15 protein-coding genes are annotated in these 18789 nt (G+C 40.2%); 2 read left to right on the forward strand and 13 right to left on the reverse strand.

Annotation, left to right across the window (positions count from 1 at the left end; all coding sequences use genetic code 11):
* Positions 1-205: 205 nt before the first annotated feature.
* The 12 genes from lysS to pth all read right to left on the reverse strand — a co-directional run bounded on the left by lysS (position 206) and on the right by pth (position 15102).
* Positions 206-1702, reverse strand: coding sequence for a lysine--tRNA ligase (lysS, locus tag IGJ00_RS14285; protein ID WP_010734126.1), 1497 nt, complete (start codon positions 1700-1702; stop codon positions 206-208).
* Between the two features lie 115 nt (positions 1703-1817).
* The gene (dusB, locus tag IGJ00_RS14290) at positions 1818-2816 is read right to left on the reverse strand and encodes a tRNA dihydrouridine synthase DusB (RefSeq protein WP_142433808.1); all 999 of its coding nucleotides are present in this window, start codon (positions 2814-2816) and stop codon (positions 1818-1820) included.
* Positions 2817-3704, reverse strand: coding sequence for an Hsp33 family molecular chaperone HslO (gene hslO, locus IGJ00_RS14295; protein WP_071866559.1), 888 nt, complete (start codon positions 3702-3704; stop codon positions 2817-2819).
* Positions 3705-3856: 152 nt separating this feature from the next.
* The gene (gene ftsH, locus IGJ00_RS14300; protein ID WP_019722333.1) at positions 3857-5953 is read right to left on the reverse strand and encodes an ATP-dependent zinc metalloprotease FtsH; all 2097 of its coding nucleotides are present in this window, start codon (positions 5951-5953) and stop codon (positions 3857-3859) included.
* A 90-nt stretch (positions 5954-6043) separates the two neighbouring features.
* Positions 6044-6589 carry a hypoxanthine phosphoribosyltransferase gene (gene hpt, locus IGJ00_RS14305; RefSeq protein WP_010734122.1) on the reverse strand — a complete coding sequence of 182 codons (546 nt, stop codon included), beginning with the start codon at positions 6587-6589 and terminating at the stop codon, positions 6044-6046.
* Positions 6589-8019, reverse strand: a complete 1431-nt coding sequence (tilS, locus tag IGJ00_RS14310) for a tRNA lysidine(34) synthetase TilS (protein WP_071866558.1) — start codon at positions 8017-8019, stop codon at positions 6589-6591. The genes hpt and tilS overlap by 1 nt, the downstream gene beginning before the upstream one ends.
* Positions 8020-8097: 78 nt before the next feature.
* A complete protein-coding gene (locus tag IGJ00_RS14315; RefSeq protein ID WP_010734120.1) occupies positions 8098-8568 on the reverse strand; it encodes a S1 domain-containing RNA-binding protein in 471 nt (156 codons plus the stop codon).
* Positions 8569-8614: 46 nt separating this feature from the next.
* The gene (locus tag IGJ00_RS14320) at positions 8615-9040 is read right to left on the reverse strand and encodes an FtsB family cell division protein (RefSeq protein ID WP_010734119.1); all 426 of its coding nucleotides are present in this window, start codon (positions 9038-9040) and stop codon (positions 8615-8617) included.
* Between the two features lie 63 nt (positions 9041-9103).
* On the reverse strand, positions 9104-9379 hold the full coding sequence (locus IGJ00_RS14325; RefSeq protein WP_019722335.1) for an RNA-binding S4 domain-containing protein: 276 nt from the start codon (positions 9377-9379) through the stop codon (positions 9104-9106).
* 9 nt (positions 9380-9388) lie between these two features.
* Complete coding sequence (locus IGJ00_RS14330) at positions 9389-10987, reverse strand: putative polysaccharide biosynthesis protein (RefSeq protein WP_071866557.1); 1599 nt, start codon at positions 10985-10987, stop codon at positions 9389-9391.
* A 15-nt stretch (positions 10988-11002) separates the two neighbouring features.
* Positions 11003-14524, reverse strand: a complete 3522-nt coding sequence (gene mfd, locus IGJ00_RS14335; protein WP_438844555.1) for a transcription-repair coupling factor — start codon at positions 14522-14524, stop codon at positions 11003-11005.
* A gap of 17 nt (positions 14525-14541) precedes the next feature.
* Complete coding sequence (pth, locus tag IGJ00_RS14340; protein WP_071866555.1) at positions 14542-15102, reverse strand: aminoacyl-tRNA hydrolase; 561 nt, start codon at positions 15100-15102, stop codon at positions 14542-14544.
* Positions 15103-15448: 346 nt separating this feature from the next.
* Between pth and IGJ00_RS14345 the strand changes: the two genes are divergently transcribed.
* Together IGJ00_RS14345 and IGJ00_RS14350 are read left to right on the forward strand one after the other, a co-directional pair.
* Positions 15449-16423 (forward strand): L-lactate dehydrogenase, encoded by a 975-nt coding sequence (locus tag IGJ00_RS14345; protein ID WP_019722338.1) that lies wholly within the window; start codon positions 15449-15451, stop codon positions 16421-16423.
* A 297-nt stretch (positions 16424-16720) separates the two neighbouring features.
* Positions 16721-18121, forward strand: a complete 1401-nt coding sequence (locus IGJ00_RS14350) for a L,D-transpeptidase family protein (protein WP_071866554.1) — start codon at positions 16721-16723, stop codon at positions 18119-18121.
* 48 nt (positions 18122-18169) lie between these two features.
* Here IGJ00_RS14350 and IGJ00_RS14355 read toward each other — a convergent pair whose 3' ends face one another.
* Positions 18170-18676: a VanZ family protein gene (locus tag IGJ00_RS14355; protein ID WP_071866553.1), complete on the reverse strand. Its 507-nt coding sequence runs from the start codon at positions 18674-18676 to the stop codon at positions 18170-18172.
* Positions 18677-18789: the final 113 nt, after the last annotated feature.

Genomic DNA, 18789 nt, shown 5'->3' on the forward strand with positions numbered 1-18789 from the left:
CCATAACTTTCTCTGAAATGGTTCATTGATACGCATTTACTTAAAAATTAGTTTCAATAAAGTCTTAAATATAGAACAAGATTTCAAGCAAAGTTATCTCATTTTTTCTCTAAAAAATAAACCGACAGCAGCTAGAAATAAAAAACATTTCTGGCTATTGTCGGTTTGGTTCCCTGAACTGGTTGTTTCTATTTATGTCTCAGATTTAACGCATGGTTGGGAATAGTAATACGTCACGGATCGATTGAGCATCGGTCAATAGCATGACTAGACGGTCGATTCCGATACCTAGTCCGCCAGTTGGTGGCATGCCATATTCTAGCGCTTCTAAGAAGTCTTCGTCTAAACCATGTGCTTCATCGTTTCCAAGCTCGCGTTCTTTTTCTTGCGCTTCAAAACGTTCTCTTTGATCGATTGGATCATTCAGCTCAGTAAAGGCATTAGCAAATTCTTTACCTGTGATGAACAATTCGAAACGGTCAGTAAAACGTGGGTCTTCAGGATTTTTCTTCGCCAATGGAGAAACTTCTACTGGATGTCCATAGACAAAAGTAGGTTGCACTAAGGTTTCTTCCACAAACGCTTCAAAGAATTCATTGATGACGTGACCAACACCCATTGCTTCTGTCACTTCAACTTGGTGTTCTTTTGCAATCGCTAGTGCTTCTTCTAAGGTCATTTCTTTCCAGAAATCAACACCTGTATGCTCTTTGATTGCATCGACCATATGCACACGTTTGAAATCACTCTCTAAATCAACTGCTTGACCTGCATAAGTGATTTTAGCTGTTCCTAATACTTTTTCAGCTGCATTACGGATGATACCTTCTGTCAAGTTCATCACATCTTGAAAATCAGTATATGCAGTGTATGCTTCAAGCATCGTGAACTCAGGGTTGTGGGTCGTATCGATTCCTTCATTACGGAATACACGGCCGATCTCATAAACTTTTTCCATACCACCAACGATCAGACGTTTCAAATGAAGTTCTAACGCAATACGTAGATATAGATCCATATCTAACGCATTGTGATGTGTGATAAACGGACGTGCTGCTGCTCCACCGGCTTCATTATGCAAGACTGGTGTTTCAACTTCGATATAGCCGTTCCCATCTAAATAGCGACGGATCTCACTAATGATTTGACTGCGTTTCATGAAGCGGTCAAAACTATCTCTATTACTTACTAAATCAAGGTAACGCTGTCTGTATCGTTGTTCGATGTTCGTTAATCCATGATATTTATCTGGTAATGGACGAAGTGCTTTTGATAAGATGACGATTTCAGAGGCTTTAATCGATACCTCACCTGTATCAGTTTTCATGATTTCTCCAGTTACGCCAAAGAAATCTCCTAAGTCAGCATGTTTGAATACTTCATAAGCTTCTTCACCTACTCGGTCTTTGCGTACGTAGATTTGGATTTGGCCTTCTCTGTCTTGCAGATGGGCAAATCCAGCTTTACCTTTTCCACGGCGTGTCATCATACGGCCAGCAACACTCGCTGTCAATGCCATCTCCGCCAATTCTTCTTTTGTACGTGGATCAAATAATTCGTGCAATTCTTGGGAATTATGTGTACGCTCAAATCGCTTACCAAATGGATCGATCCCATTTTCTCTCAATTGCTCCATTTTCTCACGACGAACAATCATTTGATCGTTTAAATCTTCTAATTGATTTTGTTGTTCCTCAGTCACAAAAGTTCCTCCATTCTCATCTTATTCTCTTCCTTATAATGCCAATGAAACGCAAAAAAAGCAAGCCGAACTTAGTGTTTCGGCTTGAATTTCGCAAAAAACTTAGAATAACTTCCTAAGATTGAAGTGATAATTTTTCACTTTTTTCAACCAATTGGTCAAGCAGTTCATTGATCTCATGCTGTTTTTCAGTCTTATTGATCGCTAATTTGATCTTGGCTGCCCGAGAGATACCTTTTAGATAGTAGGAAGCGTGTGTCCGAAACTCACGACAGGCGATGGTTTCTCCTTTTAAATCAACTAAACGTTCTAGATGTAATTTTGCAGTAGCGATTTTTTCGCGTGCGGTTGGTTCCGGAATCAGCTCTCCAGTTTCTAAATAATGTTGTGTCCGATGGATCATCCAAGGATTCCCTAAAGCAGCACGGCCGATCATGACGCCATCGGCACCCACGTATTCCAACATGCGTTTTGCATCTTCTGGCGTTTTGACGTCTCCATTACCCATAAAAGGAATCGTTAGATGTTTTTTGACTTCCTTTAACACTTCCCAATCGGCTTTTCCTTCATACATTTGCACACGTGTTCGTCCGTGCATGGCTACTGCACCGGCACCGGCTGCTTGAGCAGCTAATGCGTTTTCGACAGCAAAAACATGTTCTTCGTCCCAACCAATACGCATTTTCACAGTAACTGGCACATCAACTGCCGATGCAACTGCATGAACCATTTCATAGACTTTATCAGGATCTAATAACCATTTTGCACCTGCTTCAGCTTTGATGATTTTATTGACTGGGCATCCCATATTGATATCAATGATATCTGCTGTAGTATGCTTCTCAACAAACTGTGCTGCTTCTACTAATGTGTCTTTGTTCCCACCAAATATTTGCAAGCTTAATGGATGCTCCGTTTCGTCGATATGCAGCATTTCCAATGTTTTTTTGTTGCGGAAATGAATACCTTGGTCACTGATCATCTCGCAAACGACCATTCCTGCACCAAATTCTTTGACGGTTACACGAAATGCGGCGTTCGTGATCCCTGCCATTGGTGCTACAACCACGCGATTCGGTATTTCAACGTTCCCGATTTTCCATGTGTGATCCACTTATAATCCTCCCAAGGCTTCTGTCTTCAATGCTGCTAGGTCATCTTCTGTGTAGGTATACTTATTATTACAAAATGAGCAAACTGCTTCTGCGCCATGGTCTTCATCGATCATTGCTTGGATTTCTGCTGCGCCTAAAGCAATGATTGCTTCACCAAACTTTTCTTTCGAACAATCACATTTGAACTGCACAGGCATTTTTTCTAGTACTTGCAATTCGTCTGTTCCTAACAATCCTTGCAAGATTTCTTCAGGTGTCAACCCTTCATCTAAGAGTGTAGAAATACGTGGTGTTGTTTTCAGTTGCTCTTCGATTTTCGCAATCGTTTCTTCGTCTGCCCCTGGCATGATCTGGATCATAAAACCACCCGCTGTCTTGATGGTATCATCCGTATTGACTAAGACGCTTAGCCCTACAGCTGAAGGGATTTGTTCTGAAATCGCTAAATAGTACGTGAAATCTTCAGCTAGTTCACCAGATACAATCGGTGTTTGTCCTGAAAAAGGTTCTTTTAACCCTAGATCTTTTGTCACACTGAACATCCCTTGTGTCCCTACTGCTCCACGTACATCGATTTTTCCTTCTGCGTTCAGCGGTAAACTTAGGTGTGGATTTTTGATATACCCTTTGACATCACCTTTACCATTCGCATCAACAACGATCCCACCTGCAGGGCCATCTCCTTGGATGCGTACTGTTAATTTATCTTCTCCTTTAACTGTCGCACCTAGAAGCAGACTACCAACTAATGCACGGCCTAATGCTGCTGATGATGTATGCCAAGTATCATGGCGTTGCTGCGCTTCTGCGACAGTATTGGTTGCACGAACAGCATATGCTCGAACAAATCCGTCATTGGCTAATGCCTTTACTAAATAATCTTCCATTTGTATGTACCTCATTTCCCGATTTTAAAACTCATAGTGAATCATACTAGTAACTTCCAAATTTTTCAACTTTTGAATTTGTAAATTCTGCGTTTCTTTTTTAAATATCAGACACAAAAAAAGAGCTGCGACTTTCGTCACAGCTTCTTTCTTTATCTATTTTGATCATCTGAATGATTTTGTTCATCCGTTGAAGTCGATTGATTGTCATCATTCAACTCTTTTTTCGCTTCATCAAACTCATGCTTTTCTTCTGCTTGTTTTTCCGCATCTTTTTCTTCTAGTGCACGTTTTGCTTCTTCAAACGTTTGCGCTTCTTTTTCACTAGGGAAGTCTGCCGATTCTGCTCCTTCAGGCATTACACCTTTTTCAAAGAGAGATTTGATTGCTTTGGCATCCAATGTTTCAAATTCAAGCAGTTTTTCTGCGATCAGTTTGTGTTGTGCACGGTGTGCTTCGATGATTTCATGTGCTTTTTGATGTGCTTCCATCAAGATCTTGCGTACTTCTTGGTCGATTTCAAAAGCAACTTGTTCTGAGTATGCTTTCGTTTGACCATAGTCACGGCCTACGAATACTTGGTGGTTTCCTTCATATTGGACAGGACCTAAGCGATCACTCATCCCATACTCTGTAACCATACTTCTTGCTAGTGCTGTTGCTTGTTCAAAGTCATTTGATGCACCAGTAGATTGAACGTTGAAGATGATTTCTTCTGCGGTACGTCCACCTAGTAATCCAACGATTTGTTCAAACATATCTTCTTTTGTCATTAAGAATTGATCTTCTTTTGGTAAAGCGATCATATATCCACCAGCACGTCCACGTGGGATGATCGTTACTTTGTGAACGACACGGGCACGACTCAAGACAAGCCCAACGATCGTATGACCTGCTTCATGGTAAGCGACCATTTCGCGTTCGCGTTTGCTGATGACACGGTCTTTCTTCGCTGGTCCAGCAATCACGCGGTCTTCTGCTTCATCGATATCAGAAGCATCGATTTTTTTCTTGTTTCGACGAGCAGCTACTAATGCTGCTTCGTTTAAGACGTTTTCTAAATCAGCACCAGCAAAACCTGGTGTTTGTTGTGCTACGACTTTTAAATCAACATCATCAGCAATTGGTTTGTTTCTTGCGTGAACTCGTAAAATCGCTTCACGGCCTTTGACATCTGGACGACCAACTAAAATTTGACGGTCAAAACGTCCTGGACGAAGCAAGGCTGGATCTAATACGTCTGAACGGTTTGTCGCTGCAATCACGATCACGCCTTCATTTCCATCGAATCCATCCATTTCAACAAGCAATTGGTTCAGTGTTTGTTCACGTTCATCGTGTCCGCCACCCATACCAGCGCCACGTTGACGACCGACAGCATCGATTTCATCAATAAAGATGATTGCTGGAGCATTCTTTTTCGCAGTTTCAAATAAGTCACGAACTCGGCTTGCACCGACCCCAACAAACATTTCAACAAAGTCTGAACCCGAAATAGAGTAGAATGGTACGCCAGCTTCACCAGCAACTGCTTTGGCAAGCAATGTTTTACCTGTTCCTGGAGGTCCTTCTAAGAGAACTCCGGCTGGGATACGTGCACCCAGTTCAATGAAGCGTCTTGGATCTTTTAAGAACTCAACGACTTCGACAAGTTCTTGTTTTTCTTCTTCCGCACCCGCTACATCAGAGAAACGAACGCGATTTGCTTTTTTGTCGGCTTCTTTTGCTTTGGATTTCCCAAAGTTCATCACACGGCCTCCGCCGCCTCCGCCGCCACCTTGTTGTCCCATCATCATATAGAAGAAGAAGACGATGATCACGATTGGCAAGAAGCTTAATAGGAGTGATACCCATACGCCGCTACTTGATTCTTCTCTGATCGTAGTTGCTACGTTGTTGTCTTTTGCCAACTCTGTGACTTGGCTCAATGTTGTATCGTTTGGCAAAATAATCGTAGTGAAGTGCGTAGTTGATGTCTCAGTAGTACCTAGAATCGATAGACCGCCACTATTTGCAACTGTCTGTTGTTCTTTGTATTCACCTGAGATCTTATACACACCATTAGCAGGTTGCACCTCAAAGTTTTTGATTTTGCCTTCTTGTAATTGTTCAGTGAATTTTGAGTACTCGATATCTGACGACCGTTGGCCATTGTTACCAAAAATAAAGTAGACGACCATTACCATCGCTAAGATTACGAGGACATAATACAAGGCATTTTTCATCATGCCATTGTTTTTTTTGTTCATAGTTGTCCTCCCTATGCGTTATTTTTACTTGATAAATCTTTTATCAATCCTGACCATACTATTGTAACATAATTTATGAGAGATAGATGATTAATTTGATTGATAAACGCTCGGTTTTAGTACACCGATGTATGGAAGATTTCGATAGGCTTCTGCATAATCTAATCCGTAACCTACCACAAACTCGTTTGGCACATTGAAACCAATGTAATCCGCTTCGATATCTACGACTCTGCCTTCGGGCTTATCAAGAAGTGTCACGATTTTAACTGAGTTTGCTTTACGGTATTTAAATAGATCGACTAAATAAGCAAGTGTTCTTCCGCTATCAATGATGTCTTCGACGATCAATAAATCACGGCCTTCCACATTCGTATCCAAGTCTTTTACGATTTTCACTTCACCTGATGAAACAGTTGCGTTACCGTAACTTGAAACATCCATAAAATCCAATTCTAGGTAAGCATCGATCGAACGGATAATGTCTGCCATAAATGGGACAGCACCTTTCAATACACCAACAACCAACGGATTTTTATCTTGATAATTTTCAGTTAACTCTTTTCCTAGTTCTTTACAACGAACTTGTATCTCTTCTTGCGTGATCAATACTCTCTCGATATCTTTTTCTAACATCAGGTTCTCCTTCCAATTGCTTCTTTTTGATATTTGTAAAGAAGTATGTAGTGTATTTTATCAGTTTCTACACCAATACTCAAATAAGAATGGACAAAAGGGACTAGACTCCATAGATTTCTCCCTTCATCTATAATAACCCATGAATTTTTTCGTTGTGCAACAGATATTTTTTTATCGATAAAATATCTTGACACTTTTTTGTTCAATGTCTCCGTCAATTGGATGCGATCTCCCGGTTTTCGCCGATCGACCCAAAGCGATTGTTCGGCTGATAACCATAGATCATGAGTGAAGATTTCACCTGTTTCATCCAGTTTCCAATCTGGAAGTTGGTCGGGGGTGTAGATCCCTAACCATTCCGACTCTCCTAACTGAATGGATTGATTCGGTATGATTTCTAACGGAGTATCTTGGTGATTAGTTGATCGTTCCTTTTTTCTTTTATAAAGATAAAGTACTTCATAGGAACGTTCGATCACCCAGCGTTTGCCCAGATCAATCTGCCATTGTCCTGCGGCTTGTTCACATTGTTGTAACAACGTATCAATCTGTTTTTCTTTGATCGTCACTTTCGTAACTGGAAAAACGTAATCAAAGAACGTGTAAAAGAAGAAGTAACGTTCAAATGATTCCAAACTTTCGATCACAGTCCACGGAATAGATAAGCGCTCTTCTCCATACGTAAGATGTTCCGTGATCATCTGATGAGTATTTTTTCGGATAAATTGCTCTGCCCATTGGATTTGTTGCGAGAATTTTTGGAAATGAGCCATCGCCTGGGTATTTTCTTTTTTCAATTGTGGTACGACTAAATGACGCAGTCGATTACGTTGGACAGTTAGTTCCTGATTGGTATGGTCCTCAAAAAAAGGTAAATCTTCTGCTTCCGCATACGCATACAATTGTTCTTTACTAAATGACAACAACGGTCGAATCAGTCGCCCACCAGCAAAAGGTTGCGTTTCCTTGATTCCCGCATACGTACCTAGCTGCCCACCACGAATGATTTTCATCAAAATCGTTTCCATTTGATCATCCCCATGGTGCGCTGTCATCAATGTATCATAATGATCATGTCGTACGATCTCATCAAATTTCTCATACCGAAAAGCTCGAGCAGCCGTTTCAATTCCTTGTTCCGCTGGATTCTCCCATACTTTCAAGTGGAAAGTAAGATTGTTTTTATCGCAAAAGTCAGCAAGATAGGCTGCTTCATCCGCAGAAACGCTCCGTAAGCGATGATCGATATGGACAACCCCTAACCGAAAGCCAATTTGTTTTTGGGCGGTCATTAAGCAATCGAGTAAAACCATCGAGTCTACACCACCGGAAACAGCAACTAGTATTTTCGCATGTTCAGACAGATAGCCACGGCGTAAGCCTCTTTTTATAAATGCTTGTTTAAACTGACTTGCTCTTCTATCCATTGGTGTCACATCCTTTTACAAAATAAAAAGAGCGGACAAAAGTCTGTGACAATTGCCTGCCCTTCAATTTCGCTTAGCTTAGCTACGGCGACCGCCACGGCCTCCGCGTTTTCCTTCTGTGTTGCGTTTTAAGGAAGTCAATCGATCATCGCTATCTTTTAAAAATGAGCTCATCAATGAATCGAAGTCTTCTTTTGTATTGGAAGGTTGGCTGCGAGAAAAAGATTTTTTCTGCGGTGCGCGTCCTCGATTATCTCGAGTTTCTTTTTGTGGATATCTCTTTTGACGATTTTCATCATTAGTTTCTACTGGTTGCTCTTGTGCTTTGCGGATAGATAAACCGATTTTCCCATCATCATTGACTGTAATGACTTTGACTGTTACCTCATCACCAACGCTCAATACATCATGAATATCCTTGATATAACCGTTTGATACTTCACTGATATGAACTAACCCTGTTTTGCCAGCTCCTAAATCAATAAACGCGCCAAAATTTGTGATTCCTGAAACTTTTCCTTGCAGTTTTGCTCCTACCTCGATTGACATAAAAAAAATGTTCCTCCTAATTATTTCCCTTTTTTTATATTACTGCTTATTGGGCAGTTGTTGAACTCGTTGTTTGTTCATCGGTGTCTGCTGAATTATCTGTCGTAGATTCAAGTATCGGGTAGACTTGCTCCCCTTCTTTTGAATAGAAAAATTTGCTTCTAGCAAGTTTTGCTACGTAATCTTCATCTTTAAGCAATTTCACGTCTTCTGTGAGTTGGTCTACATCTTTATTGATTTGTTGTAACTCTGTATCTGCTTCGACTTTTAATTCATTTAAATGATTCATTCGTTGCATATCATTAAAAATTTGGAAACCTATTACAGCGAAAATGACCAAAGCACCTAAAAAGATGGCTGCTAACCTGCGTCTACGAAAAATCAATTGGCGTTGTTGTTGTTGAAATTCGACATATTTTTTCTTTGCATACTCTGTGTCTAGTGCAGCGATTTTATTGCTTTTGTTTGCCACCTGTATTCGCTCCAATCTTTTTTGATTGTCATTCTTTATTATACCAACATCCTGAATGCTTGTCTAATCTATTTCGCTTGTGTTTTGTACTCGTGTTTCTGACAAGACTTCATACATTTTTTGTGCATCTTCTTTTTTTGTTGACTCATGCAACTCTGCTACCTTGATTTCCATCGTCTTGTTGCCAAATTGGATGTCCAATTGGTCTCCAACCTTGACATCACTGGAAGATTTCGCGAGTTTGCCATTGATTTTGATTCGTCCTTTATCCGCCACTTCTTTAGCGACAGATCGGCGCTTGATGATTCGCGAGATTTTTAAAAATTTATCTAATCGCATCTCATGTCCTCACTTTTCTTTTTTTATTTTTTTCAAACGTAAGATTTTCTTACCAAATGGCAGTAACAGCCATTCACGGATCGTAAATAATTTTGTCCAGATCACTGCATATACAAATGTGACTACGCCTATAATGACACCGCCTAGGCTGGCAAAAAGAGCAGTCGAGCGATGGCTCACTGGACCAAACAATAAGTTTAAGAAGCCATAATACACAAACAACGCTAAGACCATACAACCTAAACATTGGATCAATTTCTTACCAAATTTTCGTTCGTGCCAAAAACTATTGATTGCTGGAGTTTCAGTACGGACAAAATACCATAAAGTCACTGATAGTCCAAGTAATGTCGATAAACTAGCACCGACTGTTCCTAAATAACTCGTGAGAAGGGGGGTAGCTAAAGCTTTAGCAAGCAAGCCCCAACCAGCACCCTTTAATGAGGGGCGAAAAGAGTTTTTACTTTGAGCAATGCTTTGGTACGCTTGAATAATTGCAGTTAGTCCAATGGAAAAAACAAACAGAACTAGTGTCATATTCCCAGCATAATCTTTAAACAATGCGTAATTGATATAAGGCAACAATACAGCTAATCCTACTGAAGCTGCCAACGCCAATGCAGTCGTCAGACGCAAGTAAATTTTTGCTGTGGAATAAAATTGTCCTTTGACTGCACTCGTTAGGTAGCGTGTCAACGCGGGTAAGAACGTAGCACTTAAAGCTGTAGCAATAACTAATCCTAATTGAACTAACGGTTGCCCACGATCATATACTCCTTTAGCTATTTTAGATGCTTGCTCGGATAAACCATAGATTTGTAACGCATTCTTAACAAAAAAAGAATCAATCAATTGGAAGAAGATCAATAGACCACTATAAATGGATACTAATCCCCCTTCAATCAAGAACCGGCGCACGAGTGATTTCGCTGGCCTTCTTAAAATCGGAAAGTGGCGGAAGCTCAATGCACCACCATGGATTTTTTGTTCATAATAATACAGTACACCATATGCACATACGCCACCAAATACTGCGCCACTCATTGCCGCTGTGCCTGTTTGATAGACTGTCCAGCCTAATCGCTTAAAGGCAATCGCGCTAAAAACAATGATCGCTACACGAACAATTTGTTCAACGACTTGCGAAACCGCTGTGGGCTCCATTAAAAACCGACCTTGAAAATTCCCACGATAATAAGATAGTCCTGGCATCAACAAAAACGTGAAGGAGACGATCCGAATCAACGGCATCAGTTGTTGATCCCCCATCATGAGAGCGATCCAGTGACTAAATGAAAATACGAAGAGCCAGAGTAAAAAGCCTGACCAAAAAACAAGGGGATAAAGATTTTTCAATGCTTGTCTTTGTTCGAAAGGGTCTTTTTTTTCTGCTACATATTTAGAGATAAACTGGGGTAGCCCCGACAAAGCGAGTGTCATCGCAATACCATAAATAGGATAAACTTGTTGATAAACATAAAAACCTTCATCGCCCACTAAGTTTTGCAATGGAATCCGATATAGTGCGCTGAGGACTTTTGCTATAAAGGAGGCAAGCGTCAACACAAAGGCACCGTGCATCACTTGACGCATTTCTTTATGATCCAAAGGTTCAGCCCCTTCCTATGCAGTCGCATATTTCTGTTCGCGCAATGCTTTGACAAATTGTTGGATTTCTTGCAACCAAACAGCAGTCGTTGTTTGAGGTGGCAAGGTCAAACGAATCATCATTTGTTCTTTTTCCACACCAAGTCCTGCTTTTAATTTTGTAGCAGTCAGCGCTTCAAATAATTGTTCAACCGTGTAGCGTTTTGTTCCCACTTTGCTCAACTTGAACACAATGGTTTGTTGTTGCTTACGGATCATCTCTAGCAATGCACGATCGCCATCCATTTTGATTTGTCCAATCGTCAACAAATGTGCGACTTCTTCAGGATATTCACCAAAACGATCCAGGAGATCTGCTTCTAATTCATCCAACATCTCTTGTGAATCCAATTCGCGAATCCGTTTATATATTTCGATTTTTTGGCGTTGATCTGACACATAACTTTCTGGTAGATAGGCATCGACGCCTAGATCAATCTCCACAGAAGTTTTTTCTGTTTGTTGATTTTTACCTTGTTTACGAGCGACTGCTTCACTCAACATTTGAGAGTACATATCGAAACCAACAGCATCGATAAATCCATGTTGTTGCGCCCCTAGCAAGTTACCAGCACCACGGATCGATAAATCTCGCATCGCGATTTTAAATCCTGAACCCAATTCCGTAAAGTCTTTGATTGCTTGAAGACGCTTTTCGCTGACTTCATTAAGGATTTTTTGCTGTTCGTACATAAAATAAGCATAAGCGACGCGATTGCTTCGTCCGACACGTCCTCGTAATTGGTAAAGCGTAGAGAGTCCCATATAATCGGCATTTTCTACGAAGAGTGTGTTTGCATTTGGAATATCCACCCCTGTTTCGATGATCGTCGTCGTCACTAAGACATCATACTGTCCCTCGATAAAGTCGAATAATGTGTTTTCCAGTTGGACTTCCGTCATCTGTCCATGTGCATAGGCGATCCTCGCTTCGGGAACTAATGCTTGGATTTCTTCTACTTTACGCTCAATCGTTTCTACACGATTATATAAGTAGAAAACTTGTCCACCACGTCCCATCTCTCGTTGGATCGCTTCTCGGATCGCACCTGGATTTTTTTCCATCACATACGTTTGGATCGGATACCGATTCGCCGGTGGCGTTTCGATCACCGATAGATCCCGTACGCCCAGCATCGACATATGCAGTGTTCGCGGAATAGGTGTCGCTGTCAAAGTCAGCACATCCACTTGCGCACGCAATTGTTTCAAACGTTCTTTGTGTTTTACACCAAAACGTTGTTCTTCATCCACGATCAATAGTCCTAAATCGCTAAATTCAATATCTTTTGATAATACTCGATGGGTACCCACAACAATATCTAGTTGTCCTGTGCGTAATTCTTCGATCGTTTCTTTTTGTTGTTTCTTTGTTCGGAAACGACTCAGCAAACCAACATTCACTGGGAATCCCTCAAAGCGTTCCAACATCGTTTCGTAATGTTGTTGCGCCAAGATTGTTGTCGGCACAAGAAATGCCACTTGTTTACTTTCTTTGACTGCTTTAAAAGCGGCACGTAGCGCAACTTCTGTTTTCCCATAGCCGACGTCCCCCACGAGTAAACGATCCATTGGTTTTTCTTTTTCCATATCTCGTTTGATTTCCGCCGCACTTCGGAGTTGGTCATCTGTTTCCGAATATGGAAAAGCATTCTCAAATTCTTTTTGATAAGAGTCATCTGGACCAAATGCGTATCCCTTTTCTGCTTCTCTGACCGCATACAATTGGATCAAGTCATCCGCAATGTCTTCGATTTTTGAGGAGATTTTACGTTTCGTTTTCGTCCATTCACTACCACCGAGTTTGTTGATTCGTGGTGTTTTGGATTCCGAAGCTACATATTTTTGGATCAAATTCAACTGCGTGACAGGAATAAATAGCTTATCATCGTTTTGATAAATGATCGTCATATAATCTTGGTGGACCCCATCGACTTCTAAGGTTTCCATGCCGATATATTTCCCGATCCCGTGATTCGCATGAACAACATAGTCTCCAGCTTTTAATTCGTTGTAGCTTTTTAGTCGTTCTGCATTCGTTACCGTTTGACGACGTGTCTGTTTTTTTGTTGTCTTTTGAAAAATCTCTTTTTCCGTGATCGTTACGATTTTTTCTTGCGGCAACTCAAAACCTGTCATCAATGCGCCTTCGACTAATTGGACTTGGCCTTTGATCAATTGGTCTGCTTCTGTTTCTACCACTAATATATCTTCATCACGTAACATTTGCTCCGCCTTACGGATACGTTCTTTCGTTGGAATGAAGATGACGACCGTTTGCTCTTGTTTGCGCCAACGATCCATTTCCGTTTTCAGCAATGGCATTTGCCCAAAGAACTGTTGCATCGTGCGATACTGGAACTGGTACAGTGCTTGGAACCTGAGATTTCCCATTCCTTTTTGGAATAAAGAGAAAAAAGTGGTCGCAAATTTTTCTTTTTGGATGATCCCATGTACATCTGCCACAAATTGTTGTTCAGAGAATACGCGCAACTCACTGATTTTTTGTGTATGCCATTCCGCTGCTTCTCTTTCCATTTCACGATTCGTTTCCATGATTCGTTGGTAATCATCCACGATCAGCAAGCTATCTTGGGGAAAATAATCCAAAATCGATAAATGTTCAGGATACAAAAGATCCGCATAGAACTTCGCTTCGTCTGTCGGGACATTTCGTTGCCACTCCGAGATCAACTGACCGAAATAGTCATGCAAAAATTGTCGTTCAGTAGGTTCTGAGGTCGTTGCTAATTTCTTTTCTAAGAGGTTTTCTATTTTGTTGATACCGTCAAGCAGATTCTCTTGAGAATAAATTTGTTCACTTGTTGGTGGCAACCACACTTCTTCAATCTTTTCGATCGATCGTTGCGTATCGGCTTCGAAGTATCTCATAGAATCAATTTCGACATCAAATAATTCCACACGAATAGGGTATTCAAATGTCAAAGGATAGATATCGACAATACTCCCTCGCATACTAAATTCCCCAGGTTTTGCGACCATCTCTGTCCGCTCATAGCCCATCAAGACGAGTTGTTTTGGTAATGAGTCCACGGCGATCTCGTCGCCAATCTGCCAATGTAATTGGGCGTTGTTCCATGTTTCTTTATCAGGAAGACGTTTGTGCAATGCTGCCACTGGAAGAAGATAGATTCTTGGCTCATCTTGTTGCAAACGATTCAACGTCGCTACACGTTCAGCCCGAGCTTCAGGAGAAGAAAAAGCCATTTCTGCGGAAAGCACTTCATCTACTGGAAATAAGTGAATACTTTCAGCCGGCAGAACGTGTTGCAGATCCTCTGCCAATTGGTTGACGTAATATAAATTCGGCATCAGGATAATCAGATTTTTATCCAGTTTTTTAAACGCATGGGCAAACAACAACGTCTTAGCAGATCCAGCTAAACCTGTAATCAACTGTCTAGACATCCGTTGTTCAAGATTCATGGACCATTCAGCCACTTGAGCATCTTTGCCAATCAATTGGATCATATCCATCGTTTCATTCTCCTTTCTTAATTAAATTGATTCATTGTATCTATAAAGGAATGGCCATCCAATAGAAATTCAATAGCAGCTACAGATTGATCGATGCTTTGTTCGATCAAGGGTTGCGTCTCTTTACTAAAGGGACTGAGAACATGTTGGACGACTGTTTTTTTACCTTCTGGTCGACCAATACCAACTTTTATTCGATCAAAGATCGTACTATCCAAATGAGAGATAATACTCTTGATCCCATTATGTCCGCCTGCACTTCCTTTTTGTCGTAAACGGATTTTACCGATTGCTAAATCTAGGTCATCATAAACAACCACCAACTCTTCTGGATAAATCCCAAAGTAAGTCATCAATGGACCAACCGCTCGGCCAGATTCATTCATAAATGTTTGGGGTTTGACTAATAAAATTTTCTCACCTTTGTGGAAAAATTCAGCTACTTCTGCTTCAAATGTGTTTTTCTTAAAGGTCGCTTGGTGTTTTTCAGCCAAACGATCCACCACCATAAATCCAACGTTATGCTTTGTATGTTCATATTTCGTTCCTGGGTTTCCAAGCCCTACGATCATTTTCATTTCTGCGCTCATCCAATCTTATAAACAGCACAAAAGGCTGGACTGCTCATCGGCGGTCCAGTCTTTGACTCGATTTTTTTATTATTTTAGCTCCTATTAGTATAACACACAATCCTTTGTTACAGCTAAAAAGAGAAACTTAATAAATGAAAAAATGATTAAAATTATAATTCAAAACTAATGAAATCATTGGTTTTGCTAAATAGTGAAATAACGCACATGTAAGCTTTTACATATGGTACAACCTTGTTATCTGTTATATTTTGTAACCAAATAGCGTGACAGCAGGCTTTTTCCATGTTAGCATAGGCATGGGAAAAACAAATCAATGGAAGGATTGATATAAATGACTGCAAACGCAGAAAAAAAAGATCATCAAAAAGTAATACTTGTTGGAGACGGTGCTGTAGGTTCTAGCTATGCCTTCGCTTTAGTTACACAAAATATCGCTCAAGAAGTTGGTATCATCGATATCAATACAGCAAAAACTGAAGGAGATGCGATCGACTTATCACACGCTCTAGCATTTACTTCACCTAAAAAAATCTACTCAGCTTCTTATGCAGATGCACATGATGCAGACTTAGTCGTTATCACAGCTGGTGCACCACAAAAACCAGGTGAAACACGTTTAGATCTAGTAAATAAAAACTTAAAAATCAACCGCGAAGTTGTTACACAAATCGTTGACTCAGGTTTCAATGGTATTTTCTTAGTTGCTGCTAACCCAGTTGATATTTTAACTTACTCTACTTGGAAATTCTCAGGTTTCCCTAAAGAGCGCGTAATCGGTTCAGGAACTTCACTTGACTCTGCTCGTTTCCGTCAAGCACTTGCTGAATTAGTTGACGTTGATGCACGTAACGTCCATGCGTATATTTTAGGTGAACATGGAGATTCTGAGTTCCCAGTTTGGTCACATGCCAATGTTGCTGGTTTACAAATCTATGAATGGGTGAAAAATAATCCAGACGTTGATGAAGAAGCAATGGTCAACTTATTCTTCGGTGTACGTGACGCTGCTTATACGATCATCGAGAAAAAAGGCGCAACATTCTACGGTATTGCTGTAGCTTTAGCACGTATCACTCGCGCGATCTTAGACGATGAAAATGCAGTTCTTCCATTATCTGTTTATATGAATGGTGAATATGGACTAAACGATATCTATATCGGTGCACCTGCTGTCATCAACCGTCAAGGTATCCAAAAAGTCATTGAAATTCCATTAAGCGACAGCGAACAAGATCGTATGGCCGCTTCAGCAAAACAATTAAAAGATATCTTAGATGAAGCTTTTGCTAAATTGGATGCTGAATAATTAATTACTTGAGACGCTATCGTTCTCACTAAAAAAGAATACACGTTGTTCCAGAAGTAATGTCTTCGAAAACAACCTCATCTTCACAGGAAATCCTGAAAATCGACCTTCCATTTTCTAGGATTTCCTGTTTTTTTATACACTTCTGCATATAAAATTATTGTCTAACTATCGTTATTTTTCTATGCAGTATGTTAATTTTTATATAAAGAGGAACATCATTTCGTCTTTTACTGTAAATTATGCTATGATAGAGTCGTTACACCCTATAACTATTATTATTAAGGAGTTGCAGATATGACAAGATCTTCTCATCGAAAAAAATCAATGCGTATTGGTTTGCTTTCTGTTCTCGGTGTGATTCTAGTATTAATCGGCTTTTACACCTACCGTAGTACATATTACACGAATCGTTTTCTTCCTAAAACGGAAGTCAATTCGATCAATGTAAGTAACCTGACTATCGACCAAGCAAATGACAAGCTAAAAGAAGCTTATTCCAATAAGACGATTTCAATCAAAGAAAACGGAACGGTTTGGAAAGAGATTGCAAAGTCCGATCTTGGTTATAAAAAGGATTTTTCAACTGATCTAGCTTCCATCTTGAAAAACCAAAATGCTTGGACTTGGGGAATGAACTATGTAGCTGCGGCCGAAAAACAAGAAATCGATCCATTAAGTGCGGAACGGGAACAACTGGATCAAACGATCGAGACATTGTCTACGGAATTGACTGAATTGAATAAAGATCGTACACCTACTGCCGATGCAACGATTGAAAAGTCTGGTGACTCATTTAAAATCAAGCCTGAAGTGAAAGGGAACACGGTCGATGTCGAGGCCGTTACGAAGGAATTGACGACTGTCGTAAATGATGGAAAAGATACGATTGATCTGACTGAGTTCCAAAAAGAACCTGCCGTCACATCTACAGATAAAAAGTTGACTGAGCAGTTAACGACAATGAATAATATCGCTAAAGTAAAAGGAACTTACAGTATCAATGGTGAAACAGTGACGATCCCTTCTTCACTCATCGTTGAATGGTTAACCTATGAAGATGGAAAACCAGCACTTGATTCAGAAAAAGTTCGTCAATATGTTAGTGAACTTGGCGAAAAATACAATACAAGTACGAATGATACTAAATTCAAAAGTACCAAACGTGGCGAAGTAACTGTTCCTGCTGGCACGTTCAGTTGGACGATCCAAACAGATAGCGAAGTAACAGCTTTAACAGAAGCAATTTTAGCAGGACAAGATTTCACACGTTCACCAATTGTTCAAGGTAGTACAACTGCCGACCACCCATTGATTGAGGATACGTATATCGAAGTCGATTTAGAGAATCAACATATGTGGTTCTACAAAGATGGGAAAGTAGCACTTGAAACAGATATCGTTTCAGGAAAACCTTCTACCCCTACTCCTCCTGGTGTCTTTTATGTCTGGAATAAAGAAGAAAATGCTGTATTAAGAGGAACGAACGATGATGGTACACCATATGAAAGTCCAGTGAACTATTGGATGCCAGTCGATTGGACAGGTATCGGTATCCACGATTCGGATTGGCAACCAGAATATGGCGGCGACTTATGGCGAACTCGTGGTTCTCATGGTTGTGTCAATACGCCACCAGGTGTCATGAAAGAATTATTTGGAATGGTTGAAAAAGGTACGCCTGTTTTGATTTTTTAATCGTAACTACTAGAGCACAGTTGCAGACACGCAACTGTGCTCTCTTTTTTACTTTCTCTTCTTTATAAAAGTAAATAAAATACATATAATAACTGCAGTCAATGCCCCCATCGAATCAAGCATGACATCTTGGAACATTGGTGAACGATCACCTGTCAACATTTGATGGAACTCATCTAGACCGGCGTATCCTGTCGCAGATAACCAAGCAAGAACCCCCGTTAACCACCAGATTTTCATTTTCGGGAATACACCTAGATACAGACTACCTCCTAATAGAAAATAGGTGCCAAAATGGGCGCCTTTTCTTAAAAAGAATTCAATGAATTTGCTGTATCCAGAATGGTCGATACTGATAACACTTTCTCCATAAGTAAACTGGATACCTGATAATGCTTCTTTAAAGGGTTGGTTTGGGAACCAGGCATCAATTCTTGAAAGTTGCGATTGTTGTCCATAGGTTTGCGAGGAGCTATAAAATAAAATAGCCATGATCATTAATGCAAACACTAAATAGAAATTTCCATTTTTTCTTTGTTTTTTTAAAAACTCCATAAGTCACCTCTTCTTTCTATGATAGCTTTTTTTTCATAAAACGACAATAATTTCTCCAAGACTTATTCCTTCTTTAAATGCTATACTAGAGATAGTACCATAAATATGAGAGG

Source organism: Enterococcus sp. AZ062, from assembly GCF_051715065.1.
Taxonomy (GTDB): domain Bacteria; phylum Bacillota; class Bacilli; order Lactobacillales; family Enterococcaceae; genus Enterococcus_B; species Enterococcus_B mundtii.

Bases quoted from the DNA above. Each gene is read 5' to 3' on its own strand.
- hslO (WP_071866559.1), bottom strand. From the start codon at position 3,704: ATGGAAGATTATTTAGTAAAGGCATTAGCCAATGACGGATTTGTTCGA.
- ftsH (WP_019722333.1), bottom strand. From the start codon at position 5,953: ATGAACAAAAAAAACAATGGCATGATGAAAAATGCCTTGTATTATGTC.
- hpt (WP_010734122.1), bottom strand. From the start codon at position 6,589: ATGTTAGAAAAAGATATCGAGAGAGTATTGATCACGCAAGAAGAGATA.
- tilS (WP_071866558.1), bottom strand. From the start codon at position 8,019: ATGGATAGAAGAGCAAGTCAGTTTAAACAAGCATTTATAAAAAGAGGC.
- IGJ00_RS14315 (WP_010734120.1), bottom strand. From the start codon at position 8,568: ATGTCAATCGAGGTAGGAGCAAAACTGCAAGGAAAAGTTTCAGGAATC.
- IGJ00_RS14325 (WP_019722335.1), bottom strand. From the start codon at position 9,379: ATGCGATTAGATAAATTTTTAAAAATCTCGCGAATCATCAAGCGCCGA.
- mfd (WP_438844555.1), bottom strand. From the start codon at position 14,524: ATGGATATGATCCAATTGATTGGCAAAGATGCTCAAGTGGCTGAATGG.
- pth (WP_071866555.1), bottom strand. From the start codon at position 15,102: ATGAAAATGATCGTAGGGCTTGGAAACCCAGGAACGAAATATGAACAT.
- IGJ00_RS14345 (WP_019722338.1), top strand. From the start codon at position 15,449: ATGACTGCAAACGCAGAAAAAAAAGATCATCAAAAAGTAATACTTGTT.
- IGJ00_RS14350 (WP_071866554.1), top strand. From the start codon at position 16,721: ATGACAAGATCTTCTCATCGAAAAAAATCAATGCGTATTGGTTTGCTT.
- IGJ00_RS14355 (WP_071866553.1), bottom strand. From the start codon at position 18,676: ATGGAGTTTTTAAAAAAACAAAGAAAAAATGGAAATTTCTATTTAGTG.